At 62.1% G+C, this 24456-nt stretch carries 24 protein-coding genes; 10 read left to right on the forward strand and 14 right to left on the reverse strand.

Annotation, left to right across the window (positions count from 1 at the left end):
- Nucleotides 1-10: 10 nt before the first annotated feature.
- The gene (locus AAD018_RS11750) at nt 11-883 is read right to left on the reverse strand and encodes an S-methyl-5'-thioadenosine phosphorylase (RefSeq protein ID WP_367314276.1); all 873 of its coding nucleotides are present in this window, start codon (nt 881-883) and stop codon (nt 11-13) included.
- 249 nt (nt 884-1132) lie between these two features.
- On the opposite strand from AAD018_RS11750, the gene AAD018_RS11755 reads away from it, so the two are divergent.
- Nucleotides 1133-2806 (forward strand): SulP family inorganic anion transporter, encoded by a 1674-nt coding sequence (locus AAD018_RS11755; protein ID WP_367314277.1) that lies wholly within the window; start codon nt 1133-1135, stop codon nt 2804-2806.
- Here AAD018_RS11755 and AAD018_RS11760 read toward each other — a convergent pair.
- Together AAD018_RS11760 and AAD018_RS11765 are read right to left on the reverse strand one after the other, a co-directional pair.
- The gene (locus AAD018_RS11760) at nt 2803-3459 is read right to left on the reverse strand and encodes a CatB-related O-acetyltransferase (protein WP_412005273.1); all 657 of its coding nucleotides are present in this window, start codon (nt 3457-3459) and stop codon (nt 2803-2805) included. The two genes, AAD018_RS11755 and AAD018_RS11760, sit on opposite strands and share 4 nt — an antisense overlap.
- Nucleotide 3460: 1 nt before the next feature.
- Nucleotides 3461-4066, reverse strand: coding sequence for a flavin reductase family protein (locus tag AAD018_RS11765; RefSeq protein WP_367314279.1), 606 nt, complete (start codon nt 4064-4066; stop codon nt 3461-3463).
- An 85-nt stretch (nt 4067-4151) separates the two neighbouring features.
- Here AAD018_RS11765 and AAD018_RS11770 point away from each other — a divergent pair, with 85 nt between their 5' ends.
- Both AAD018_RS11770 and AAD018_RS11775 read left to right on the forward strand, forming a co-directional pair.
- Nucleotides 4152-4637 carry a GNAT family N-acetyltransferase gene (locus tag AAD018_RS11770; RefSeq protein ID WP_367314280.1) on the forward strand — a complete coding sequence of 162 codons (486 nt, stop codon included), beginning with the start codon at nt 4152-4154 and terminating at the stop codon, nt 4635-4637.
- A 30-nt stretch (nt 4638-4667) separates the two neighbouring features.
- Entirely contained in the window at nt 4668-5492 is an 825-nt protein-coding gene (locus AAD018_RS11775) for an EcsC family protein (RefSeq protein WP_367314281.1), read from the forward strand.
- On the opposite strand, the gene AAD018_RS11780 is transcribed toward AAD018_RS11775, so the two are convergent.
- The 4 genes from AAD018_RS11780 to AAD018_RS11795 all read right to left on the reverse strand — a co-directional run bounded on the left by AAD018_RS11780 (nt 5489) and on the right by AAD018_RS11795 (nt 11506).
- Nucleotides 5489-7696, reverse strand: a complete 2208-nt coding sequence (locus AAD018_RS11780; protein WP_367314282.1) for a hybrid sensor histidine kinase/response regulator — start codon at nt 7694-7696, stop codon at nt 5489-5491. The two genes, AAD018_RS11775 and AAD018_RS11780, sit on opposite strands and share 4 nt — an antisense overlap.
- Nucleotides 7690-8868 (reverse strand): FIST N-terminal domain-containing protein, encoded by a 1179-nt coding sequence (locus AAD018_RS11785; RefSeq protein ID WP_367314283.1) that lies wholly within the window; start codon nt 8866-8868, stop codon nt 7690-7692. Before AAD018_RS11785 ends, AAD018_RS11780 begins: the two co-directional genes overlap by 7 nt.
- Before the next feature lie 44 nt (nt 8869-8912).
- Nucleotides 8913-9602, reverse strand: a complete 690-nt coding sequence (locus AAD018_RS11790) for a response regulator transcription factor (protein WP_367314284.1) — start codon at nt 9600-9602, stop codon at nt 8913-8915.
- Nucleotides 9603-9739: 137 nt separating this feature from the next.
- Nucleotides 9740-11506 (reverse strand): PQQ-dependent methanol/ethanol family dehydrogenase, encoded by a 1767-nt coding sequence (locus tag AAD018_RS11795; RefSeq protein ID WP_367314285.1) that lies wholly within the window; start codon nt 11504-11506, stop codon nt 9740-9742.
- A 198-nt stretch (nt 11507-11704) separates the two neighbouring features.
- Here AAD018_RS11795 and AAD018_RS11800 point away from each other — a divergent pair, with 198 nt between their 5' ends.
- Together AAD018_RS11800 and AAD018_RS11805 are read left to right on the forward strand one after the other, a co-directional pair.
- Nucleotides 11705-12676 carry an ABC transporter substrate-binding protein gene (locus tag AAD018_RS11800; protein WP_367314286.1) on the forward strand — a complete coding sequence of 324 codons (972 nt, stop codon included), beginning with the start codon at nt 11705-11707 and terminating at the stop codon, nt 12674-12676.
- A 2-nt stretch (nt 12677-12678) separates the two neighbouring features.
- The gene (locus AAD018_RS11805; protein ID WP_367314287.1) at nt 12679-13371 is read left to right on the forward strand and encodes an ABC transporter ATP-binding protein; all 693 of its coding nucleotides are present in this window, start codon (nt 12679-12681) and stop codon (nt 13369-13371) included.
- Here AAD018_RS11805 and AAD018_RS11810 read toward each other — a convergent pair.
- The 7 genes from AAD018_RS11810 to AAD018_RS11840 all read right to left on the reverse strand — a co-directional run bounded on the left by AAD018_RS11810 (nt 13311) and on the right by AAD018_RS11840 (nt 19003).
- Nucleotides 13311-13850, reverse strand: a complete 540-nt coding sequence (locus AAD018_RS11810; RefSeq protein ID WP_412005266.1) for an SEL1-like repeat protein — start codon at nt 13848-13850, stop codon at nt 13311-13313. The two genes, AAD018_RS11805 and AAD018_RS11810, sit on opposite strands and share 61 nt — an antisense overlap.
- Nucleotides 13851-13908: 58 nt before the next feature.
- On the reverse strand, nt 13909-14691 hold the full coding sequence (locus AAD018_RS11815) for an ABC transporter permease (protein ID WP_367314289.1): 783 nt from the start codon (nt 14689-14691) through the stop codon (nt 13909-13911).
- A gap of 106 nt (nt 14692-14797) precedes the next feature.
- Nucleotides 14798-15517, reverse strand: a complete 720-nt coding sequence (locus AAD018_RS11820; RefSeq protein ID WP_367314290.1) for an ABC transporter ATP-binding protein — start codon at nt 15515-15517, stop codon at nt 14798-14800.
- Nucleotides 15510-15953, reverse strand: a complete 444-nt coding sequence (locus AAD018_RS11825; protein ID WP_367314291.1) for a hypothetical protein — start codon at nt 15951-15953, stop codon at nt 15510-15512. Before AAD018_RS11825 ends, AAD018_RS11820 begins: the two co-directional genes overlap by 8 nt.
- A 71-nt stretch (nt 15954-16024) precedes the next feature.
- Complete coding sequence (locus AAD018_RS11830) at nt 16025-16801, reverse strand: ester cyclase (RefSeq protein ID WP_367314292.1); 777 nt, start codon at nt 16799-16801, stop codon at nt 16025-16027.
- 4 nt (nt 16802-16805) lie between these two features.
- Entirely contained in the window at nt 16806-17762 is a 957-nt protein-coding gene (locus AAD018_RS11835) for a YVTN family beta-propeller repeat protein (protein ID WP_367315182.1), read from the reverse strand.
- 68 nt (nt 17763-17830) lie between these two features.
- Nucleotides 17831-19003, reverse strand: coding sequence for an ABC transporter substrate-binding protein (locus AAD018_RS11840; RefSeq protein WP_367314293.1), 1173 nt, complete (start codon nt 19001-19003; stop codon nt 17831-17833).
- Between the two features lie 173 nt (nt 19004-19176).
- Between AAD018_RS11840 and pedF the strand changes: the two genes are divergently transcribed.
- The 5 genes from pedF to AAD018_RS11865 all read left to right on the forward strand — a co-directional run bounded on the left by pedF (nt 19177) and on the right by AAD018_RS11865 (nt 24436).
- Nucleotides 19177-19878 carry a cytochrome c-550 PedF gene (gene pedF, locus AAD018_RS11845; RefSeq protein ID WP_367314294.1) on the forward strand — a complete coding sequence of 234 codons (702 nt, stop codon included), beginning with the start codon at nt 19177-19179 and terminating at the stop codon, nt 19876-19878.
- 25 nt (nt 19879-19903) lie between these two features.
- The gene (locus tag AAD018_RS11850; protein ID WP_367314295.1) at nt 19904-20812 is read left to right on the forward strand and encodes a substrate-binding periplasmic protein; all 909 of its coding nucleotides are present in this window, start codon (nt 19904-19906) and stop codon (nt 20810-20812) included.
- Nucleotides 20813-20889: 77 nt separating this feature from the next.
- Nucleotides 20890-21432 carry a CoxG family protein gene (locus AAD018_RS11855; protein ID WP_367314296.1) on the forward strand — a complete coding sequence of 181 codons (543 nt, stop codon included), beginning with the start codon at nt 20890-20892 and terminating at the stop codon, nt 21430-21432.
- Between the two features lie 34 nt (nt 21433-21466).
- Nucleotides 21467-21958 carry a (2Fe-2S)-binding protein gene (locus AAD018_RS11860; protein WP_367314297.1) on the forward strand — a complete coding sequence of 164 codons (492 nt, stop codon included), beginning with the start codon at nt 21467-21469 and terminating at the stop codon, nt 21956-21958.
- A 111-nt stretch (nt 21959-22069) separates the two neighbouring features.
- Nucleotides 22070-24436 (forward strand): xanthine dehydrogenase family protein molybdopterin-binding subunit, encoded by a 2367-nt coding sequence (locus AAD018_RS11865; RefSeq protein ID WP_367314298.1) that lies wholly within the window; start codon nt 22070-22072, stop codon nt 24434-24436.
- Nucleotides 24437-24456 lie beyond the last annotated feature (20 nt).

Raw genomic sequence — 24456 nt, forward strand, 5'->3', positions numbered from 1 at the left:
GAGGAGCTCCCTAGAGAATGCGTCCGGCGATTGTGCCGAGTTTGGTGACGAGGGCCGGGTCGCGGTGGGCCGGTGCGGTGAGGATCGCGTGATCGAGTGCGCGGTCGCAGCCGTCGGAGCAGGGATCGCGGCTCGTGTTGAGAGCCGAGGGGAGAGCACGGATAAGGGCGCGCGCCTGCCCCGCGTTGGAGTGCGCGGTGGCGATGATGTCGGTGATCGAGACGGCGCCGTGATCCGGGTGCCAGCTGTCGTAGTCGGTGATCATGGCGACGGTCAGATAGCAAAGCTCTGCTTCGCGGGCGAGGCGGGCTTCGGGCATGGCGGTCATGCCGATGACGTCGCAGCCAAGCGTGTCGCGATAGAGGCGGCTTTCGGCGAGCGAAGAAAACTGCGGGCCCTCCATGGCCAGATAAGTGCCGCCGCGATGGGCCTTGATTTCGGCTTTGGTGCAGGCGGTTGCGACGGAATCGGTCAGACGGTCGCAGGCGGGATGGGCCAGGCTGACATGGGCGACGCAGCCGGTGCCGAAGAAGCTGGGCGCGCGGCCTTTGGTGCGGTCGAGATATTGATCGACGAGGACGAAATGGCCCGGTGCCATTTCGTCACGGAAGGATCCGCAAGCCGAGATCGAAAGCACATCTGTGACACCGAGCTGCTTGAGCGCGTCGATATTGGCCCGATAGGGGATCGTGTCCGGCGCGTGGACATGGCCGCGACCGTGGCGCGGCAGAAAGGCGAGCGGCAGGCCGTCCAATCGGCCCGTCAGGATCTGGTCGGATGGCGCGCCCCGAGGGGTCGTCATCGACTGCCAGATCGAGTCTTGCAGCCCGTCGATGCCATAAAGGCCCGATCCACCGATAATGCCGAGATAGGTCTTTGTCATGAAGCGATGCGTTCCAGGATCGGCCCATGCGATCATGACAATCCGTGCCGGAATAGGGAAGACATCTCTTGAGGACGCTCCGGATCCAGCGCATCCGGAGCCGTTGAGCCATGCATGCAACACACACCCGGGACGCGGCGGCACGGGTTGCCAAACGCGTCCGGAGAGCCGAAAGACAGCTATCAGAGCGAGGCGGCTTGCGGGCTATGTCTTGTCCGATCATGGATCCCGAATCGAAGGACGATACCCATGGCCCGAGCCATTTTGGCGGCATTCGCCGACCGTCTGTCGTTGACCGAGCTGAGCGGAGCGGATGAAAGACTGACGCTGACCCGCTTCAAGATCGAGCTGCTCTCTGGCCTGACGGTTGCCTTGGCGCTGGTGCCGGAGGCTGTGGCCTTTGCCTTTGTTGCGGGGGTGCATCCTCTGGTCGGGCTTTATGCAGCGTTTCTAGTCGGGCTGATCACGGCACTGATCGGCGGGCGACCCGGCATGATCTCGGGCGCGACTGGCGCTTTGGCGGTCGTGATGGTGGCTTTGGTTGCCGAGCACGGGGTCGAATACCTTTTCGCGACGGTGATCCTAATGGGGATCCTGCAGATCACGGCGGGGGTTCTGCGATGGGGCAAGTTCATCCGCCTTGTGCCGCATCCAGTGATGCTGGGCTTTGTGAACGGGTTGGCCATCGTGATTTTTCTGGCGCAGCTCAGCCAGTTTCAGATCGCCGGGACCGCCGATCCGTCCCATCACGGGCTGCTGCCCGATGGCGACTGGTTGCCTGCAGCCACGCTGTCCTTGATGCTGGGTCTGACGGCGCTGACGATGGCGATCATCTGGGGCATGCCGAAGATCACCAACGCGATCCCCGCGCCGCTGGCCGGGATCGGGATCGTTGCGATCCTCGTGATCACGCTGGGGCTCGATGTGCCGCGGGTCGGCGATTTGGCCTCGATCAGCGGCGGCTTTCCGAGTTTCCACGTGCCGTTCACTTTCGCAGAAGAGCCTGTTGCGGGACTTTACGAGGGGTTCCTTGCGCCGTTCACGATGGAGACCTTTTGGATCATTCTGCCTTATGCGGTGATCCTTGCCGCGATCGGTCTGATCGAGAGCCTGCTGACGCTGAACCTTGTCGGAGAGATCACCAATAAGCGGGGCGGCGCCAGTCAGGAATGTATCGCGCAAGGCGTGGCCAACACCGTCACCGGCTTTTTTGGCGGGATGGGCGGTTGCGCGATGATCGGTCAGTCGATGATCAACGTGAAATCTGGGGGTCGCACGCGGATCGCGGGTGTTGCGGCGGCGCTATTTCTGCTCGCCTTCATTCTGGTCGCATCTCCAATCATCGAAGTGATCCCGTTGGCCGCCCTTGTCGGTGTTATGTTCATGGTCGTGATCGGCACTTTTGCGTGGAACTCGCTCAAGATCCTGTTCCGGGTGCCTAAGGCGGATGCGTTCGTGATCCTGCTGGTGACGGTGGTCACGGTCTATGAGGACCTTGCAGTGGCAGTCGTCGTGGGCGTGATTGTCTCCGCTCTGGTCTATGCCTGGGGCAATGCCAAGCGCATCTGGGCGAAGAGCTATATCACGCCAGAGGGTGCGAAGGTCTATCAGGTGCAGGGGCCGCTCTTTTTCGGCTCGGCTGACGGGTTTGCGGAGCTCTTCGATGTCGATGGCGATCCGCAGACCGTCATTGTGGATTTCGATGGAAGCCGGGTGGTCGATCAATCGGCTCTGCAGGCGATCGAGGCTGTGGCCACGAAGTATGAGACGTCAGGCAAGCGTATTCAGCTGCGCCATCTGAGCCGCGATTGCCACCGGTTGCTGCAAAAGGCGGGGCATCTGGTGGTCGATAGCGACGACGATCCCGATTACGCGGTGGCGGTGGATTACGGCGTGCGGACGGGGATCCTTGGCAGCCACTAGGACGGGGTGGCTGCGGCCTTTGCCAAGGCCGTGACATCCGAGCCTTCGATCAGAAGTCGATGCGCGGCGATCTTGCCCGCGGGCCAGTCCCACCAGGCGAGTTCGTTGAGTGTCTCGATCTCAGCCTCCGGGAACCGCATCCGGATGACCTGCGCAGGATTGCCGATCACGACGGCATAGTCAGGGATATCGCCTCGCACCACCGAGCCTGCTCCGACGATGACGCCGTTTCCGACGGTCGCTCCTGGCAGGACCATCGAGTTGTAGCCCAGCCATACGTCGTTACCGATCCGGGTGTCACGCTCATCGGGGTGGTAGTTCGCCATATGTGCCGGATCGAAGATCTGGAACGGGTAGCTGGTGATAAGACCCGCCGGATGGTTTGCGCTCGCCGTGATAAAGCGGGTGCCGTGCGCGATCTGGCAGAATTTGCCGATCCTGAGCATTTCGCTGGAGTTCGGGAACAGATAGGGGGCAAGCCGGGCGGCGAGCGCTGCCCCATCGGCGGGCGGGTCGAAATCAGAGTAATAGGTGTAGTCGCCGACATCGATATTGGGATGATCGAGCATCCGGTTCACGTGGATCGTCCCCTGATGTCTCGATCCGTCTGGCAAGCGTATCGGATAGGTCTGATCTGGATCGGGCATGTCCATGTCAGTCATCCGGACGGTCCAGTGGGAAGAGATCGCGAACCCGCGTGTAATCACGGTATCCCAAGCGGGCGAGCGGCTCGAACGTCGTCACATCGAACCGGCCATCCTTCAGGCAATCGTCGCGCAGGTGAACGCCGGTCACTTCTGCTAGAACGATGAAGTTCGCCTCGCCCTCAATCTGGATGATCTGGCTCATCCGGCATTCGAGCGAAGCGGGCGCGCCCGCCACCCGCGAGCAAGCGATGGTCTCGCATTCTGCTCGCTCGATCCCTGCGAGAGTGAATTCGTCGGTCTCCTTCTCCCACGGGCCCGATGTCTGGTTCATCGCGTCCCGCATCTCGTAGGCCACGGTGTTGACGCAGAAGACACCAGTGGCGCGAATATTTGCGACGCTGTCCTTGGTGCCGTCGCGGTCGGGCTTGGCGGAGGTGGAGGCGAACATAACCTGTGGCGGCACGTAGGCCACGGCGTTGAAGAAAGAGTAGGGCGCAAGGTTTTCGCTGCCGTCGCTGGCGCGAGTCGAGATCCAGCCGATGGGGCGGGGGGAGACGACCGCGTTGAACGGGTTGAAGGGCAGGCCATGGCCGTCTTCTGGGCGGTAGAACATCGGGGCCTCTCAAGCTGATCGCGCAAATCCGGATTACACTCGCAATATCGGCATGTTAACGCTCGGTCCAGTTCGGAGCTGAGAGATGATCTTTTCGCAGGAAACGCCCGAGGATTGGTGGGAGGTCGAAGCGCTCTTCGATCTGTGTTTTGCGCCCGGGCGAGAAGCGCTGTCGTCTTACAGATTGCGAGACGGGGTTGCGCCGGTGACCGGGCTGTGTCGCACGGCGCGGGACGGCGATGGAGTTCTAGGCGGGGCGATCCGGTTCTGGCCGGTTCGGGTCGGCTCGGCAGAGGCGGTTCTACTGGGTCCTGTTGCTGTTCACCCCACGCGACAAGGCGAAGGGTTGGGGGCTGCCTTGATGCGGGAAGGACTTGAGCAGGCGCGCCGGAGCGGTTGGGTTCGGGCGCTGCTTGTCGGCGATGCGCCCTATTACGGCCGGTTTGGGTTTCGCAAGCTGCCGGGAGTGATGATGCCGCCGCCGACCAATCCCGAGCGGGTGCTGGGACTGGATCTTGCTGCACCAGGATGGGCGTGTCTTGAAGGCAACGTGGAGCGGGCTTGTGATTGAAATTCGCTCAGGCGGGCGCATTTATAGGATATGAGCGACGCGCAAATCGACATTGAACCGCGAAGCCCCGCGCAGGTGCCACGGCCTATCGACGAGGCGACGAGAGCCGAAATCGAGGCGATGGCTCGCCGTCAGAGGCGAGCGAATGGCCTTTTGATGAAGGTGATTAACTTTGCGGGCGGGCAGGTCGAGGATGGCCTTAAACTGCTGCCTCAGAGCGTGCGCAGCCAGGTTGAGAAGTCAGCCCGAAATGCGCTTGAGATCAGTTACAATGCCGCTCAGCGCAGTCGGGACAGCTCTGCTTTGGCGCGGATCGTGGGCGAGCAGACGACGGATCGTTCGCATAAGGTCATGGCTGCCGTGTCTGGCGCGATCGGCGGGGTTGGAGGCCTTCCGACCGCGATGGCCGAACTGCCGGTTGCGACGACGGTCATCTTTCGCGCTGTCCAGAGTGTTGCGGAGGCTCACGGGGAAGATCCCCTATCCGACGAGACCCGGATCGAATGCCTACGTGTCTTCGGAAGTGGTGGTCCAGGCACTGACGACGATGCGGTTGATACCAGCTTTATCGGGGCCCGGCTGAGCCTTTCTGGCGCCGCCGTTCATGGCCTGATCGCGCGGATTGCACCGAGATTTGCGGCAGTGCTGAGCCAGAAGCTTGCAACACAAGCGGTTCCGCTGATCGGCGCAGTGGCCGGGGCCGGGATCAATGCGAGCTTTACGAATTACTATGTCGAGCTGGCCCATGTCCATTTCGGTCTTCGCAGACTGGCCAGAGATCATGGCGAAGAGGCGGTGCTCGATCTTTTTCATGCGGCAGTCGTGGGCCGCGACGTTCCTGTAAAACGCGCTTAGGCGGCGGTTGCCGCCGGACCGATCCGGTTGAGAAAACCGTGGAGTTTCTCCAGATCTATGGGTTTGGCGATCAGGTCGATCCCCCGGTCCACGCAGGCCTGTCGAAGCGTTCGGCTGCGATCTGCTGAGACGATGCGGGCGGGAATATCACCGTAGATGTCGCAGATGCAGTCGTGGACCTCGATCCCAGTCATGTCATCGCTCAGCTGAAAATCCAGGATAAGCGCGTCAGGTGTGATCTGGATTTCCTCGAGCAGATCCAAGGCCTCTTTGCCCGATGCCGCATGAATGACGTGGGCGCCCCAATCTTCGATCGTGATAGATGCCGCGCGGGCAAACTGAAGATCATTCTCGACCAGGAGCACGATCAGGCCCTCGCAGGAGCCATGGGGGCGTTCGGTCGGACGGTGAATCTTAGGCTCAGGGAGGTCTTTGGCATGGATCGGGACACCGACGGAAAAGCAGCTGCCGATCCCGGGCTCCGACCAGAGCGAGAGGGGATGATCCAAGCTGTGGCAAGCCCGTTCCACGATGGCAAGACCAAGACCCATCCCGGTTGGTCCCGCCTCTTTGTTGCCGAGCCGCCGGAACTCTTTGAAGATCGTATCCCTATCGTCTTTGGCGATACCGGGGCCAGTATCCCAGACCTCGATCCGGGCAAACCGGCCAGTGCGGCGCGCGCCCACCACCACCCGCCCGGCTTCTGTATAGCGAATGGCGTTTGACATCAGATTTTGGATGATGCGGCGAAGATAGCCGGGATCGCTGTCGACCGTCAGGCTGCTGTCAACGACCCGAAGTTCGATCCCCTTCGCTTCGGCGACGGGCCCAAGCTCGTCGAGCAGGGGTCCCAGAACCGCGGAAAGACGCATCGGCTCGACCCGCAGATCGGCCTTGCCGCTGTCGAGGCGCGAGATGTTGAGCAAGGCGTCGATGATATCCTCGACGCTGGAGAGGGCTGTTTCCGCCTTGGCGATCATATCGCGGGCGGCATCGTCCTGAGGACGGTCGGCAAGGCTGGAGACAAAGAGTTTGGCGGCGGAAAGCGGTTGCAGCAGATCGTGGCTTGCAGCGGCGACAAAGCGGGACTTTGACGCATTGGCGCGTTCGGCCGCGCTCAGCGCGTCGCCAAGTTCTAGCGTCCGCTCTTCCACGCGGCGCTCGAGCAGCTCATTCATCTCGAAAAGCGCTTGGGCGGCCTGCCGTTCAGCGGTGACGTCGGTAAAGGAAATGACGAATCCGCCATCGGGCATTTCCTGGGCAAAGACAGAGAGGATCCTGTCCGGGGCCCGGCGCACCTCGAAGGCGATCGGGCGTCGGCCCGATCCGCGTCCGGCCCAGGATCTAAGCGTCTCGGCGGTGATGCCGTCGTGGAAGCTGATCTGATCCTCGAGCTGGTCGAGTAGATCGGAGAAAAGCGCGTGCCGTCCCGGATCTGCCAGACTGAGACCGAGCAGAGTATTCATCTTGCGGTTCCAGCCGACGAGATGACCATCGCGCGCGAAGATTGCGACGCCCTGGTTGAGGTGATCAAGCGTCGCGCGGACCATCCGGGCCTGTCTGTCGCGTAAGCGGTCGCGCTCTTGCCGCTCAGCGCGGATGATATCCGTCATGTCGGTTTGCAAGATTACCGTTCCGCCAGAGGCGGTCCGATGCTCACTGACCTTGAGCCAGCGATCGAGGATTAGCTCCACGTTGAATTCCGCACGACTGTCCTCGTGCCGGGCAAGACGTCGCGCGGCCCAACTGTCGGGCGCCTCTCCTTCCGGCAGGGCCAGAAACCGACTGGAGCTGACAAGCTCGACATAGCCCGCGAAAGAAAGGCCCGGCGCGATCCCATCCCCGATATCGAGAAAGTCGCGACAAAATCGGCTGTTGGCGAGAACGAGCCGGTCGCGCGCATCAAAAAGCGCAAAGCCTTCGCGAACCGTCTCGAGCGCCTCACCCAGGTTGGAGCGGGCGGCTTCGGTTTCAGCATTGGCCTCGGCCAGACGCGCGTTCGATTCTTGAAGCAGGTCCAGCGTCCGCTCAAGATCACGAGTGCGCTCGCGCACTTGCGCTTCGAGCAGGGCGGCGCGTTCGAACTGAACGTAAGCCAGCCCGTCTGCATCGGTATTCTGTTCGATCTTGCGCATGAGCGATTGCGTGATCCGAAGCAGCCGCTTGTTCTGATCCTCAACTGGAAGAGACGGATCGACTAGCATGACGGCTCCTCGGTGGAATAGAGCGCAACGCCTGTCATTGTATGATTGACGTGCAGCGAGCCGATCTGTTCGCCATAGGTCGAAAAGCCCCGGACGCCGTGGCGGGACAGGATGTCGGAGATCGCGCGCCCCGCCTGCCGTTGATCGGCCTCGATCCGGCGGAGCAGACAGTCGCAGCTGAGGATGGCGGCCGGCGGTTGAGGATCGCTTAGCCGTTGGAGGGATGCGTCGAGATGCGCGGCGATGTCAGCGGGTTCGGCGACGGAAAGAACCATGCCTTCGTCTATGGCCGAGAAGAACACCAACTCGCCCTCGTCGGTTACGCGCTGAATGGCACGTACATGATGCGAGCCGCCAAGTCGGACCACAACGGGATGGGCGGCGAAGGCGAAAGGACCCATCTCGTCCGGGTCGAGACCTGTGATGCGGCCATATTCCCGGGCCGCCGGTTCCGCATTGATCGATTTGACGCGGCGACGGGCCGGATCGGCGCCGGTGACGACCATGCGGTGTTCAGTCGGACGGATGTGATCGACAGAGAAGACCTTTACCCGAAATCGGGTTCGAACGAGGCAGAGAACGGCGGCATCCTGCAAGACACGCCCGTCCAACGCGATCCGCGTATTTTCGAATGCCGTCCCGTCGCCTGCGGAGCCTCCGAAGAGGGGCGTAGATCCCAGGGCGGGCGCGATGGCGGCGGTCACGACATCCTCGCGCAGGCAAAGGCCGTCGATCAGAAGAAAGCCGAACCCGTGTTCCATCTCAGCATGCGCCTGAGACAGATCAATCTGGGTTGTGACCACGCGGTCGATAAGGGGGCGAACATCGAGATTAGAGAGATCCTCGACCGACAGACATGTCGCGGCAAAATCCTCTCGGGGAAATCCAGCCGCGATGATATGCCCGTCTGTGTAGCCCTCGGCGCCAATCTCTCCCGCGGTGCTGCATGCGACAACACGGGCGCCGGACCATAGGTCCCGGCTTGCCGCGATCAGGTTGTCGAAAGGCGCCTCGGAGCTGACGAAGAGCAGGACAAGCGAGAACGGACCCGCACCGAGCCTTTCGGCAATGGACCGAAGCGGATCGACGTCGTCGATACGGGCTTCAGCATACCTCAGGGCAGTGGGACCGGTCGGCGTTTCCCCAGCAGCGAGGATATCGCGTCCGTCCATTCCTTGCGTCTTTCAATGATCTCCCTTGGCTCAGGTTAGGAGACTCATTCCGGTCTTGGCAAGACATTTGCAAAGCGCGCTTCATTGGCGACGAGCACTGCCTGGGTACGTGATTGTACGCCGAGCTTGCGCATGATCGCCGTGACGTGAGCTTTGACCGTGGTCTCTGCAATGGAAAGATCATAGGCGATCTGCTTGTTCAGCTTGCCTTCGCAGATCAACTGAAGGATGCGGCCTTGCTGGTTGGTCAGGGAGGCAAGCCGGGTGAGTGTGTCCCCTCCCTCGGAGGTTTCGCCCGGATCGATGAACCCTGCGGGCGTGTATCGATTTCCTGCGGCTATCGCATCGAGGGCCGCGCGAAAGACTGACCTTGGTGAATGCTTCGGAACAAAGCCTGCAGCCCCAGCCTTAAGCGCACCCGCGATAATCGCGTTCTCCGCCATCGAGGAGACGACGATGACCGGGCTTGACTTCGCCTTGGTCCTCAGACGGATGAGACCATCCAGACCGCTGACATCAGGTAGATTCAGATCGAGGATGACGATGGTCGGCGGGTCCCGCCCATCCAATATATCGAGTGCTGCCTCGAGATGATCGGCAGTCGCAACCTCGGTGAAGGCGCCGACCGATCTAAGCGTCAGTTCGAGGGCGTCGCAGAAAAGAGGATGATCGTCGACAACGAGAGCCCAGTCAGGCTCTGGTGCGGCGGCTTGGGAGGGGGCGGCGGATGACATGGGATCACTCTAGACCGATGACGGGCCGTGCGGCATCTGGCAAAAGGTCTTATCGGCTGTCTTTTGCATGATACGGTCTGCAAACGAAAAGCGCGCCCCGATGGGGCGCGCTGATCCGGTCAAGATTTCATAGGCGTCTAGTTGGCTGATGCCAGTTCCTTTGGCAGACGGAAGGTCCAGAGAAGGCCGCCCTGGTTAAGGTAGTTGACCTTGTTGGCGACCTCGCCGCCCCAGAGCGGAACCGCGCCGCCCCAGCCAGAAATGACCGAGACGTATTGTTCGCCGTTCTGTTCCCAGGTGATGGGCTGGCCGACGATGCCGGAGCCGGTCTGGAAGGACCAAAGCTCTTCTCCGGTTTCGTCATCGAAGGCGATGAAGCGGCCTTCGGGCGTGCCGGTAAAGACAAGGCCGCCCCCGGTGGTCATGACGCCGCCCCATAGCGGGGCGTCGTTCTTGAATTCCCAGACGATCTCTCCGCTGTCAGGATCGATGGCCTTGAGCGAGCCGATATGGTCCTCGTAATTCGGCTTGATCGTGAAGCCTGCGCCCAGATAGGCCGCGCCCTGCTTGTAGGTGATTGGCTCGTTCCAGATATCCATGCCCCATTCGTTGGAGGGGACGTAGAAATTGCCGGTGTTCTGGCTGTAGGCCATCGGCATCCAGTTCTTGCCGCCGAGGAAGGACGGGGAGGCGAAGATGATCTCGCCCTTATTGCCTTCGGCCGAGGCGGAGGGATCGCCCGGGCGGTTCTCTTCGACGAAGATCGGACGACCGTTTTCGTCTATGCCTTCGGCCCAGCTGATATCCTTGACGAAGGGGTAGGCCGCGACGAAGGCGCCGTCTTCGCGGTTGAGCACGTAGAAAAAGCCATTGCGATCTGCTGTGGCGTAGCGGCCATTGCCCTCGCGGTCGGTATAGGCGACGACCTCGTTCACGCCGTCATAATCCCAGCCTTCGCGCGGTGTGGTCTGGAAATGCCATTTGATCTCGCCTGTCGCCGGGTCGAGGCCGAGACGGGAGGCGGCATAGAGGTTGTCGCCGGTATTGCCTTCGGTCGGTGTGCCTGCATCGCGCAGCCAGCTGTTCCACGGGGCGGGATTGCCCGCGCCAAAGACGAGCGTATCGGTGTCGATGTCGTAGGATCCGCCGAGCCATGTCGCGCCGCCGCCGGTCTTCCACATATCGCCGGGCCATGTCGCGTTCAGCTCGCCTGTCATGGTGCTTTCTTCACCGTTGAGCATGCCCATGTGACCTTCGATCACCGGACGCTCCCAGACCAGATCGCCGGTTTCCGCGTCGCGGGCCTGCACCGCGCCGACGATCCCGAACTCGCCGCCGGAATTGCCGGTGATGACGAGGCCGTCCACGATCAGCGGGGCTGCCGTGTAGGAATAGCCGGCCTTGTAATCGGCGATCTTGTCGCGCCAGACGACATCGCCAGTTTTGAGATCGAGCGCCACGATGCGCGCATCAAGCGTGCCGAAATAGATCTTGTCGCCGAAGATCGCGGCGCCTCGGTTGACCACATCGCAGCAAGGCAGGATGCCTTCGGGCAGGCGGGCGTCGTATTGCCAGATCTCTTTGCCCGTCTCGATATCGATGGCGTAAATGCGGCTATAGGAGCCGGTGATGTACATCATGCCATCGTGGATCAGCGGCTGGGTCTCCTGACCGCGCTGCTTTTCTCCACCAAGTGAAAAGGCCCAGGCAGGCACCAGATTGGCGACATTGTCCTTGTTAAGCATGTCCAGCGGTGAATAGCGTTGCAGGTGGCGCCCCATGCCGTTGGTCAGAACATTCTCAGGCGTTGCCTGATCGTTGGCGAGGTCTTCCTCGGTCACCTGAGCCTGGCCCGGCCCGGCCAATAAGAGCGTCGCCGTAGCGGCGAGAATGAAACGGTTCATGGACGTCCTCCCTGTCCTGCGTGATGGGCGCGCGGTAAAATCCCGGCCCGACCATACCGCGCTTAGTGTCCGGCAAGGATCCCGGCAGAGCCATTGAACAATGGTCGTAAGAGCCCGCTATTGGTGATTGGCCTTTGGTCGCATGGCGGCAAAGGGCGGGTTTGCTACGCTTTGGCGCAATCGTCAGGGAGGATGAGAATGCGGATCTTTCGGGAGGCTGCCGCAGCAGCTTTGGCTCTGGTTCTTGGGGCGGGTGCGGGTTGGGCCGAGGGGCCGACGCTCAAGGTGGCGGTGCTCAAGTTCGGGACGGTGAACTGGGAACTCGATACGATCGACCATCACGGCTTCGACGCGGCCGAGGGGTTCGATCTTGAGGTCATCGGCATGGCCGGAGGATCTGCGACGCAGGTTGCCTTTCAGGGCGGCGAAGCCGATGTGATCGTCTCGGACTGGCTGTGGGTCGCGCGCCAGAGGGCGGCTGGTCGGGATTACGTTTTCATCCCCTATTCCAAGGCTGTCGGCGGGGTCATGGTCGCGGGCGACAGCGAAGCGCGGACGTTGGCGGATCTGGCGGGTCAGAAAGTCGGGATCGCGGGCGGGCCGCTCGACAAGAGCTGGCTGATCCTGCGGGCCTATGCGGCCCAGCAGGGGATGGATCTTGAAGGCCAGACCGAACAGGTCTTCGGTGCGCCGCCTCTGATTTTCAAGACTGCGCTCGACGGGGATGTCGCCGGAGCGGTCAACTACTGGCATTTCATGGCGAAGATGAAAGCCGAAGGGATGCGCGAGTTGATTTCAACGTCCGAGGCTGCCGAGGCGCTGGGACTGGATGCGGAGACGCCGCTTTTGGGATATGTGGTGAAGGGCGAGCTTCTGGCCGAGCAGCCAGAGCTGGTTCACGGGCTTGCCGCGGCCTCGCGGGCGGCAAAGGACCTTTTGGCGGAAGACGATGCCGAATGGGACCGTCTGCGCCCGCGTATGAATGTCGAGACCGATGCGCAGTTCATGGAATTGAAGGCGGGCTTTCGGGCCGGTATTCCGGCGGAGGGCGCTGTCGATGAAGAGGCTGCCGCGCGGATGCTGGAGCTGATGGTCGATCTGGGTGGAACGGAGCTGCTGGGGGAGGCGACGACGCTTCCGGGCGGGACCTTCCTCGAGCCGGCCAGCTAAGGATGCTTTATGCAGTCGATGAGCCGGGCGAGCACATTCCGGTTTTGCGGCTGGCACTGAAGGGGCTTGCCTTTGACAAGGGGCCGGTCCTTGGTCCGATAGAGCTGGATCTTGCGGCGGGCGAGACACTTGCGCTGGTTGGCCCGTCCGGAATTGGAAAGACCACGCTTCTGCGGATCATGGCGGGGCTCGAGACCGGCTTTGAAGGGCAGCTTGAGGCACCGGGCCGCTGTTCGGTCGTCTTTCAGGAGCCGACCTTGCTGCCGTGGCGAACGCTCGCCGACAATTTGCGCGTGACGGCGGGCATCAGCCGGGAAGCGGCCATCGATGCCTTGAACGAGGTGGGGCTGGCGGGGCGCTGGCAGGATTTCCCCGGTCAGCTCTCCCTTGGTCAGCAGCGCAGGCTGAGCCTTGCCCGGGCCTTTGCCGCAAAGCCAGACTTGCTTTTGATGGACGAGCCATTCGTCTCGCTTGATCCCGATCTGGTGGGCGAGATGATGACGCTCTTTCAGACCCTTCGCCGGACGCGGCAGGTTGCGACGGTTTTGGTCACACATGTGATGTCGGAGGCCAAAGAGCTTGCGGACCGGATTGTGACACTGGGCGGGCATCCCGCCCGGATCCTCGAGACGCGTCAGAAGAGCGGGGCGTATTTCCAGTTATCGGCGTCAGGTGTCACTTCATCCGGATTGTAGTCTGCGGCTTGAAGACGCTGGGCGATCGATAGGCCATCGGAGGCGGCTTCATCGATGAGGGCGCGGCCCGCTTCGGCGTCTCGCGTGACGCCATGGCCGCGCAGCATGTTGAGCCCCAGATTGAACTTGCCCACAGGATCGCCCAGATCGGCCGCGCGCCTGTCCCAGTCGGCGGCTGCATCCGGATCGTAAGGCCCTGCGAGGCCGTTATTGTCGAGCTGGCTAAGCCAAGTCATCGTGCCGGTATACCCATCCTCGGCGCAGGCGAGAAAAAGCGTGCGGGCACTTTCATGATCGCCCGATTTGGTCAGGGCGTAGCCGGTCGAGCAGACGACCATCCCCGTCTCGCCGTTCTCGGCCTTGTCGAGGATCGATTGCCAGGTCATCTCGTCCGGATTGAGCGTTCCGAGATCGTCTTCGGTTTCCGCGGCAAGCGGCGTGGCCAGAAGGGCGAGGGCGGTGATCATGTGTCTGAACATGGAGCGACTATAGCATATTGGACGCCGATTTCAGCCCGTGCTGTGGTCGTAGATGGGGTCATGTCTTGCGGCGCATCGCGCCGCGGGCCGGATCGTAACCCCAAAGCGCTGCTGCAGTGAAGACAGCTGTCGCCAGCACGGTCCAGCCCAAAGCGGGTAGGTTAAGTTCGGTATAAAGCGCGAAGCGGATGAGCTCGACCGCATGTGTGAACGGGTTCACGGCGCAGATATCGTGCAGAAGCTCGCTCGATTCCGCCATTTTCCACAGCGGATAGAGCGCGGAGGAGAGAAAGAACATCGGAAAGATCACGAAGTTCATCACGCCCGCGAAATTCTCGAGCTGCTTGATGAAGGAGGAGAGCAGAAGACCGAGCGCGCCGAGCATGAGGCCTGCAATGAGCAAGGCAGGAAGGGCTGTGATGTATCCCCAGGCCGGCAGGGTGATCCCGAAGAAGGCGGCAATTGCCAGAAAAGCATAGACCTGCAGGATGGAGATCGCCGTCGAACCGACGAGCTTGGAAAAGAGGAGCCACCAGCGCGGCTGAGGGCTGGTGAGCAGCAGACGCATCGAGCCCATTTCGCGGTCGTAGACAAGGCTGAGCGAGGATTGCATCCCGTTGAAGAGAAGGATCATCCCGCACAGGCCCGGCACGATATAGGTCTCGTAGGTGATATAGGTCTGGTAGGGCGGAATGATCGAAAGGCCCAGGGCGGCTCGGAAGCCTGCGGCAAAGACGAGGAGCCAGACAAGGGGACGCACGAGCGCCGCGACAAAGCGCTCGCGCTGATGGATGAACCGGAGCGCTTCGCGCGTTATGATGGCCAGCAGGGACGGGATCATCGCGGCCGCGTGCGCCTGCGTGTCGCCTTCTGCGCCACGACACCCGCCCGCCCGGCCGCGCCTTGGCCTCCGGCGGAGGTATTTGAGGCAAGATGAGGATAGCGGATCATGCGGCCTCCGTCAGGGCGAGAAAGCGGTCAGAGAGCGAAACAGCGCCTGCAATTTCGCTGGCGATCCCATCCGCGATCAGTCGGCCCTGATGCAGGACCGCAAGACGGTCGGACGGTCGGACCTCGTCCGTCAGATGGGTGGCCCATAGGATCGTCAGCGATCGGTCCGCTGCAAGGTCGTGCACATGGCTGGTGATTGCGCCGCGCGCGGCAGCGTCCAGACCTACGGTCGGCTCATCGAGGAGGAGGACGGCAGGATCATGGACCAGGGCGCGCGCGATTTCGGTCCTGCGGCGATGTCCTCCATTGAGCGCCCGGATTTTCTCGCCGTCGCGCTCTCGCATGGCGAGCCGATCCAGGGCGGCATCGATCCGGCTTGATGCAGACCTACCGGAGAGACCTTGTAGGGCTGCGAAATACCTCAGGTTCTGACGAACCGTTAGATCGAGGTCGAGGGTCGGCTGTTGGAAAACCACACCGATCCGCGCGAGGGCGGCGCGAGGCGCCGCGCGAAGGTCGTGGCCTTCGATGATAATCTGTCCACTGGGCGTTGTGACAAGCCGGGTCAGAAGCGCGAAGAGAGTCGATTTGCCGGCCCCATTCGGACCCAGAAGAGCGCAGAATCCTCCTGGAGCAATATCGAGAGAGACCGCGTCCAGCGCTTGCCTCGCGCCATAGGCGAAGCTGGTCCTCCGGATCGAGAGGCCGTTATTCAATTGTGATATCGAGCCGCTGTGTCTCGCCGGTCGATCCGGGAACACGTAGGTTGTAGCTGCCGGGTTTGATCGCGAGAAATCCGATTTCCATGGTGCCAGCTTCGTCAAACTCCACGGAATCGAGACCGAGGGGTCGAATTTCCAGCCCTTCGATGACGATTTCGTCGATCCAGATGGCGCGAAAGAACTCTGCGCCCACAAGGCCGAGTTCCTGCGAGCCGTCGGCCTCGATCTCGATCTCGTAATATGTTCCGGATTTCAAAGAAAGCGGTGCGTCTGCCAAGGGCATTCCGGCACTCAGCGTGATCGGGGGCAGGTCCTCCTTGTTCGAGGCAGAGAGAATGCCGGCGAGCCCAAAGCGGGTATCGTCCCCATCGGCGAGCCCGATGCTGGCGGTCAGGCCCGCTATGAGAGCGACAGCGGATAGCGTTTTCATGGATTTGTCCTTTCTAGGCCCTGTCCCGGCCTTTGAGACAGCTGGATCGGTCTACGGAGAGCGCATCGGCCCTATCTTGTGTCCCAATGCTCTGTCAGGTGACGGCCGTCGGTGCGGAAGATGTCGATGATCGTCTGGGACGGATCCCAGCCGGGAGGGGGCGTTTCGAACTGCACGGTGGTCCGGGACACGACGATTTCGCCAGTGGAGACGATATCGTGGATCTCGGCCCGCATGCCGCGGCTGGCGGTAAAGGTATCGGTCAAGAAGGCCTTCAGACCGTCCGGTCCCTGCGCAATACCATCGGCGTGCTGACGGTAATCGGGCGATATGATCTCGTTCACCGGATCGATGCTATGGGCATCGATGATATCAGTCCAGAACCGACGGACAAGCGCCGCGCCCGCCTCCGGTTCGGGCGGCGCGCCGACGCCGAGAGCTATCAGGAAATCGCGCTGGTTGGCGAAGACCCAGTCGCGCAGAATCTGTCCGTCGCGCATCTCGTAGAGGGAATTGCCCTGAAGCGTGACCTCGCGCCCCGTCGGTGCCTCGCCCATGAAGCTGCCGACGTGCCGACCGGTGGCTGTCCACCGGACCGAAACGTGGTCGTTCTCTGCCATTAGATGATCGATGGTGAAGGACCAGCCTTCGAAGCTGCGATGGTTGTGGTGCATTCCGTCGATCAGGGTATCCATGGATCCGTTCCGGTCGGCGCTGTCCTTCGCAACCGCACCGGCAGATGTCAGGGTGAATTCCGGATGCAGGACCTCTCGGAGCACATTGGCGTCATTGCGGGAAAATCCCTCGAGGAAAAGGCGGCGGACCACCTTTTTGTTGGTCTGGATCATTAGATCACTCCGTTGGCCGGAAAGCCGCGCCCCAGGGGAATCGGCCAACCTTGATCGTCTTGAGCGCTTCGCGGCGCTCAACGTCGATCACGGTGACGTCACCGGAGACACCGTTTGTCGTGAAGAGGAGCGACCGGTCGGCGTTGAACGCCATATGCCAGACGCGCCGTCCGACGAGGATATAGTCTTCGACCTCGTAGGTTTCGGCATTCACCACCGCGATATGGTTGGAAGGACCAAGCGCGACAAAGGCGATGCTTTCATCCGCAGTGAATTCGAAGCCCACGGGCTGGACGCGGTCGGGGTGGATGCCCTGCACCTCGAAGTCGATCTTGGCCATCTCGCTTTGGGTGTCGACATCGAAGATGGTGATCGTGCCTCCGATCTCAGAGGAGACCCAGAGCTCGGTTCCGCCGCGCGTGAATTCCGCATGACGAGGGCGGGTGTCGACGAGTGTGTTGGCGAAGAGCCCTTCGGTTTCGGTGTCGATCCAGTGAGCCATGTTTGTAGTTTCGGACGTCGTGATCGCGATGGTTCCATCTGGAGAGACGGCCATGCCTTCAGGTTCGATCCCGACATCGATCTGGGCGATGACGCGACGCGTCTGAGTATCAACGACGGTAGTGATCGCGTCATCCTCGTTCGCGATATAAAGGCGCCGGTTGTCGGGGTGCAGAACAAACTGCTCGGGGTCCTCGCCGGAGGGCAGGTCATGCAGAATCTCGCCTGTTTCGGGGTCCATGACCTGCACCGCATCGCTGTCGGAGGCGCAGATGTAGATGACCGAATGGTCTTGGCTGAAGGTGATCCCGCGCGGGCGCTCACCGGTTTCAATCGTGCGGACCACTTCGAGCGTTTCGATATCGATGACGGAGATCGTGTCGTCCTTTTCGTTCGTCACCCAGATCTCGTCAGCCGAGGCAGGAGTGGTAAGCAGGAGGGCGGCGAAGACGGTTACCATTCGGAGATGCCGGTGTCCGATGGGTGAGGTCGGGATTTGAGTATTTTTGGCCAGATGAAGAGGATCGGTCATTGCGGGGCCTCGAAGGTGGTGCAGGCGCTTTCGGGGGCATCAAGGCCGAGCGTGTCAAGCTCGTTTCGTTGATGCAGGAAGCCCTCGAGCGGGGCCAGAGCGACAAGCGCGCGGGGGTGGACCAGCGGGATCGGCTGGCGCAGTTGGCCGTTCCAGTTGCGGAAGGTCAAAGGGCGACCCTTGAAACCGGCCAATTCGAATTCGGGCCCGAGCATGTAGGCGCGCAGGCTGGCCGCCTCAGCGCTTTGAGTGCGGGTCACCGCCTCGCCGATGGCGCGGATCGCCGCCCAGGCCGCGTAATCCTCGGGGGCCATATCGCGGCCTGCCGCATCCCGGAAGCGGGACTGAAGCTGGGCGGCGCCCCATTGTTCGACTACCGTCGACCAACCTGCCGCCGTTAGCCCCTCGGAGCCGGCAACGGGGCGAGGGCGCCATGTGTTGAAGGCGATGTAGCGGCCGAAATCCTGGATTTCGTCAGCGACAAGAAGCAGATCGTAATCGCCCAGCTCTTGCGTGAAGAGCGGGACCTCTTGCGCGGCATTGCGGCGCATGTCGGCGTCGAAGGCCCATGTCTTTTCGGCGTTCAGGGTGAGGCCGAACTTCTTGAGTGAGCCGCGGAGGGCCTCGGCGAAGGCGATATCTAGGGGGTGTTCGCCCGCGATCAGGGCAAGATCGGTCCAGCGGCGGGTCTGAATGAACTGGGCCAGCGCATCGGTGCGCATCGCGAGCGAGGGACCGGTGTGGAGCAGGTTCGGGCGGCAGGCCTCGCTGCGTAGGGGCATATCCGGGGCGCTGGTGTTGAAGAGAAGCGCGCCTTGCGCTTCGGGTAGGTCAGCGATGGCGAGCAGGGCTTTTGCCGGGGCGTCGATAACAAGAAAATCGCTTTGCGCCAGCGCTGTGATTGCAATTGGGAGCGGATCGTCACCTTCGGGGACGGTATGGGTCTGCAGCCCGTAGGTCTGGCCAAGGAACCGGCCGGTTGTCGCGTTATCCTCGATCCCCACCCGGGCACCTGCGAGGCCGAGATCTTCGGGGCGCGGATCTAGATTGGAGAGCGTCGAAGGGGCGGGAGCCTCCACCTGGAGATACTGGATCACGATGTCGATCTGAGCCAGCGACGGGGATGCCCAAAGGGCGCAGGCCGCAATCGTGCAAAGCAGAGTTCGCATGTGATCCTCCCTCGGTCTGGACGCTATCAAGCGCCGCCGGGAAGGGCGAATGAGACTTTTGTCTTGCCTTTGGGCGGGGCGGACTTTGGTCCAATATCCTCGCGCTCCTCCGTCGCCTAGCAAAAGGGCCGAACGTCAGACGGGCCGCCGATCAAGGCCCCGAGGAGAGTGCCATGACCCGTTCCATCCCATTGCGGCCTGCCGTCTTTTGCGCGGGCCTTGCCCTTGCAGGATCGCTTCATGCCGCTGGCCCGCCGATCACACCGCAGGCGGTGGATACGACAGGCCTGCCGGACCTTGGCGAAGAGTGGCTGATCGAGAATCCCTATCGCGCGGAAGCTGCGGGCGAGGAGGTCTGGTCCACAGCGATCGAGATCGGCGCGTCGGGTTACAACCAGAACTGCGCACGGTGCCACGGGATCGAGGGCGTCTCGGGCGGGCTCGCGCCGGATCTGCGGTATCTGGAGGCCGAGGAGTATGGCGATGAGTGGTTCATGGAACGCTATCAGCACGGCTATACCCAGAGCGGCGTGACGCGGATGCCGGGCTTCGGAGAGCTGCTGGGTCAGGAGGCCGGCTGGGCGATCCGGACCTATATCGAGACCCGGCCCGACGATCAGGCCGTTGCCGAGCAGACCGATGCGCTGAAAGCGTTGCGTGATCAAATGGCGGGCTGGGCCAGCGATGCCTCGGGCGCCGATGCGGAAGCGGCCCGGATGGAGCTGACCGAGATCGCGAGCGGGATCGAGACGCTCTCGGGCGCGCCGGTGGCCGATTCCATCGCCAGACGGGCGGCATTGGTGATTGATGGGACCGAGACAGGGTACAAGGCGGCTGCAGATACGCTGACGGTCGGGCTGTCGGCGGCACAGTAGGGTCTTGAGAGGTCGGTCTGCGCAGATGACGAAGGGAGCGCTTTGGGCGGCGGTTTTCGGGATCGGGCTTTCGGGGCCGGCTCCGGCTTTTGCAGAGGATCCTTGCGCCGACTGGGTGCCGCAGGCCAAGCCGCAGAATGCCAGTCGCGATGAGGTCGGTCAGGATCTCGACCGGATCATGGAGCGCGGCTATCTGACCGTCGCGGTCTACGAGGATTTCCCGCCCTACAGCTTTCTCGATGGCGAAGTGCCCGCAGGCGTCGATGTTGAGATTGCGCGGCTGATCGCCGAAGATCTCGGCGTGGAGGCGCGGTTCAGCTTTGTTGACGGGGGCGAGACTCTCGATGCGGATTTGCGTGACAATGTCTGGAAAGGACCGCTGATCGGCGGGGCGGAGCGCGTCTCGAATGTGATGATGCGGGTGCCCTATGACAGCGCGTTTGCCTGCCGGGTAGAGCAGGTGGTCTTTACCGGGCAATACATGACCGAGACGCTGGCGATCGCTTATGACAGGGCGTCCTACCCAGAGGACAAGCCGGTCCCGGCCTATTTCCGGTTCGATACGGTGGGGGTGGAGACCGACTCGATCTCGGATTTCTATCTGTCGACCTTCGCGGGCGGACAGATGCGCGCGAATGTGAAGCATTACCCGACCATGCAGGAGGCGATGGCGGCGCTCGAGGCGGGCGAGGTCATGGCGGCGATGGGGCCGCGCAGCCAGATCGACCATGGTCTGACCGATGCGATGGAGGTGCACGAACCGCCTTTGCCCGGTCTTGCGAAATCGAAATGGACGCTCGGTGTGGGCATCAATTTTCGCTACCGCCCGCTGGCCTATTCGGTCGACGACGCGATCTATGCGGCCCTTCAGGATCGCCGGATCGCGGCGATATTCGACAGCTACGGCTTGACCTTCACCCCGCCAGAGCGCTGAGATGGATACACCTTGGTCGCATATGCGCGCCATGCGCCCTTCAGTAGCGTGAGCAAGACAGGAGAGGTCCCTACCCAATGAAGATGACGGACAGTCAGACCATCGATGCGCCGCCGGACCGCGTGTGGGCCGCCCTTCTGGATCCCGATATTCTCAAAGCCTGCGTTCCCGGATGTCAGGAGATGACCGGCTCTGCCGAAGAGGGGTTCGATGCGGTTGTCGTCCAGAAGGTCGGGCCGGTAAAGGCGACGTTCAAGGGCGGCGTGACGCTTGAGGATATGGTTGAGCCGTCAAGCCTGACGATCACCGGTGAAGGCAAGGGCGGCGCGGCCGGGTTTGCCAAGGGCGGCGCGGATATCCGGCTTGAGCCCATCGAGGGTGGCGGAACGGAGCTGCATTATGACGTCGAGGCAAAGGTCGGCGGCAAGCTGGCGCAGCTCGGCAGCCGGATTATCGACGGGTTCGCCAAGAAGATGGCCGACCAGTTTTTCACCGATTTCAAAGAGGCGGTCGAAGGACCGAAGGACGTCATGGAAGACGCCGCGCCTGAAACGGCTGAGGCTGGGGACGAGACGACAACAGAGAAAAAAGGCTGGCTTGGACGGCTTGTCAAAAGCTGACCGGAAGCAACGCGAATACGAGGGGAGGACTTGAATGTCGCATGTGTCGATGAAGGTGAACGGGAAGGATGCCAAAGGGGAGGTCGAAGGACGGACCCTGCTGGTCGAATTCCTGCGGGAGGATCTCAAGCTGACGGGGACCCATGTCGGCTGCGATACGTCGCAATGCGGGGCTTGCGTTGTGCACGTGGACGGCAAGGCGGTGAAGGCCTGCACGATCTTTGCTTTGGAAGCCGAGGGCGCCGAGGTCACGACGATCGAGGGGATGGCCAATGCGGACGGATCGCTGGGCGTGGTGCAGGCCGCATTCCAGGAGCATCACGGGCTGCAATGCGGGTTCTGCACACCGGGCATGGTGATGGCGGGCGCGGCTTTGCTCAAGGAGAACCCCAAACCGAGCGAGGCGGAGATCCGGCAATATCTTGAGGGCAATATCTGCCGCTGCACGGGATATCATAACATCGTCAAGGCGATCATGGCGGCCTCCGGTCAGGATGTGCCGCAGCCGGCGGTAGCCGCCGAGTGAGATGCTTCGGAGCGCCGGTTGAGGAGGCCGGTCTCCGGATCTTGAGTATTTTTAGCCAGATGAAGGGGAGGACGCGCCACGCGGTCCGGACCTTCGGCAGGGAGGACAGACATGCCAAAGGATAGTGGAATAGGCGCAAGCCCCAAGCGGCGCGAGGACGTGCGGTTTCTGACCGGCAGAGGTCAGTATACCGACGATATCAATATCAATGGCCAGCTATATGTGCATTTCCTGCGCTCGGACATGGCCCATGCGAAGATCAATGGGATCGATAGCTCCGAGGCGGAAAAGATGCCCGGTGTCGTGAGGGTCTTTACAGGCACGGATTTCGAAGGCGTTGGCTCGATCCCGTGCGGATGGCAGGTGACGGACCGGCACGGGGAGCCGATGCAGGAGCCCGCGCATCCGGTTCTGGCACAAGGCAAGGTGCGGCATGTGGGCGATCCGATCGCGGCGGTCGTGGCAGAGACCTATGCCCAGGCGCGCGATGCGGCCGAGGCGCTGGTGCCGGATCTCGAAGAGCTTCCGGCGGTCATCGACATGAAGGAGGCTGTTAAGGACGGATCGACCAAGGTTCACGACGATCTGACGAGCAATCTTTGCTATGACTGGGGGTTCGTTGAGGAGAACCGCGATGCGGTCGCCAAGGCGATGGACGAGGCGGCGCATGTGACAACGCTCGAGCTGGTGAACAACAGGCTTGTGGCCAATCCGATGGAGCCGCGCGTCGCGGTCGGCGACTACAATCCCGGCACCGACGATCACACGCTCTATACTACATCACAGAATCCGCATGTGATCCGGCTGCTGATGGGCGCGTTCGTTCTGGGCATCCCGGAGCATAAGCTGCGCGTCGTGGCGCCCGATGTGGGCGGCGGGTTCGGCACCAAGATCTTCCATTATGCCGAAGAAGCATTCGTCACCTTCGCGGCCAAGCAGATCGGACGACCCGTCAAATGGACGGCAAGCCGATCGGAGGCTTTCATGTCGGACGCCCATGGGCGCGATCACGTGACCAAGATCGAGCTGGCGCTGGATGCGGAGAATAACTTCACGGCGATCCGGACCGAGACCTATGCCAATATGGGGGCGTATCTGTCGACCTTTGCGCCGTCGGTTCCGACCTGGCTGCACGGCACGCTGATGGCGGGCAATTACAAGACGCCGCTGATCTATGTGAACGTGAAAGCGGTCTTTACCAATACGGTGCCGGTCGATGCCTATCGGGGCGCCGGGCGGCCCGAGGCGACCTTCCAGTTGGAGCGGGTGATCGACAAGGCGGCGCGTGAGCTTAAGGTCGATCCGCTGGCGCTGAGGCGGCAGAACTTCATCACCGAGTTCCCCTATGCGACGCCCGTCGCGGTGGAATACGACACCGGCGATTACGAAGCGACGCTGAGCAAGCTGGAGGAGATTGCGGATCTCTCGGGGTTCGAGGCGCGGCGCAAGGAAAGCGAGGCCAGCGGCAAATGGCGCGGGCTGGGCGTGAACTGCTATATCGAGGCTTGCGGTATTGCGCCCTCCTCGCTGGTGGGCCAGTTGGGCGCGCGGGCTGGGCTTTATGAAAGCGCGACCGTGCGGGTCAATGCGACCGGCGGGCTTTCGGTGATGACCGGATCGCATTCGCACGGGCAGGGGCACGAGACGTCCTTTGCGCAGGTGGTGGCCGACATGATTGGGATCGACGACGGCATGGTCGATATCGTCCATGGCGATACGGCGAAGGTGCCGATGGGGATGGGCACCTACGGGTCGCGGTCCCTGGCGGTCGGCGGCTCGGCCATCGTTCGGGCGACTGAGAAGATCATCGCGAAAGCCAAGAAGATCGCGGCGCATCTGATGGAAGCCTCTGAAGGCGATATCGAGCTGAAGGACGGTCAGTTCACCGTGGCGGGCACAGATAAATCGGTGGCTTGGGGGGATGTGACGCTGGCGGCTTACGTGCCGCATAACTATCCGCTCGAAGAGATCGAGCCGGGGCTGGAGGAGACGGCCTTCTACGATCCGGCGAACTTCACCTATCCGTCGGGCGCCTATGCCTGCGAGGTGGAGGTGGATCCCGAGACCGGCCATGTCACGATCGAGCGGTTCGCGGCGGCCGACGATTTCGGCAATGTCGTCAATCCGATGATTGTCGAAGGTCAGGTCCATGGCGGCCTGGCGCAGGGGATCGGTCAAGCGCTCCTTGAGAACTGTTCGTATGACGAGGACGGGCAGCTCATCTCGGCGAGCTATATGGATTACGCCATGCCGCGCGCGGACGATATGCCGATGTTCGACGTGGACCATTCCTGCCAGACGCCGTGCACGCACAATCCGCTTGGCGTTAAGGGCTGCGGAGAGGCCGGGGCGATCGGATCGCCTCCTGCGGTGGTCAACGCCGTGGTCGATGCCCTGCAATCGGGGGGTAAGAATGTGACGCATATCGATATGCCACTCTCGCCGAACCGGGTCTGGGCGGCGATGCAGGGCGCGTAGCGGATCGGGCGGCGGTGCCG

This window comes from Aestuariibius insulae, from assembly GCF_040783535.2.
Taxonomy (GTDB): domain Bacteria; phylum Pseudomonadota; class Alphaproteobacteria; order Rhodobacterales; family Rhodobacteraceae; genus Aestuariibius; species Aestuariibius insulae.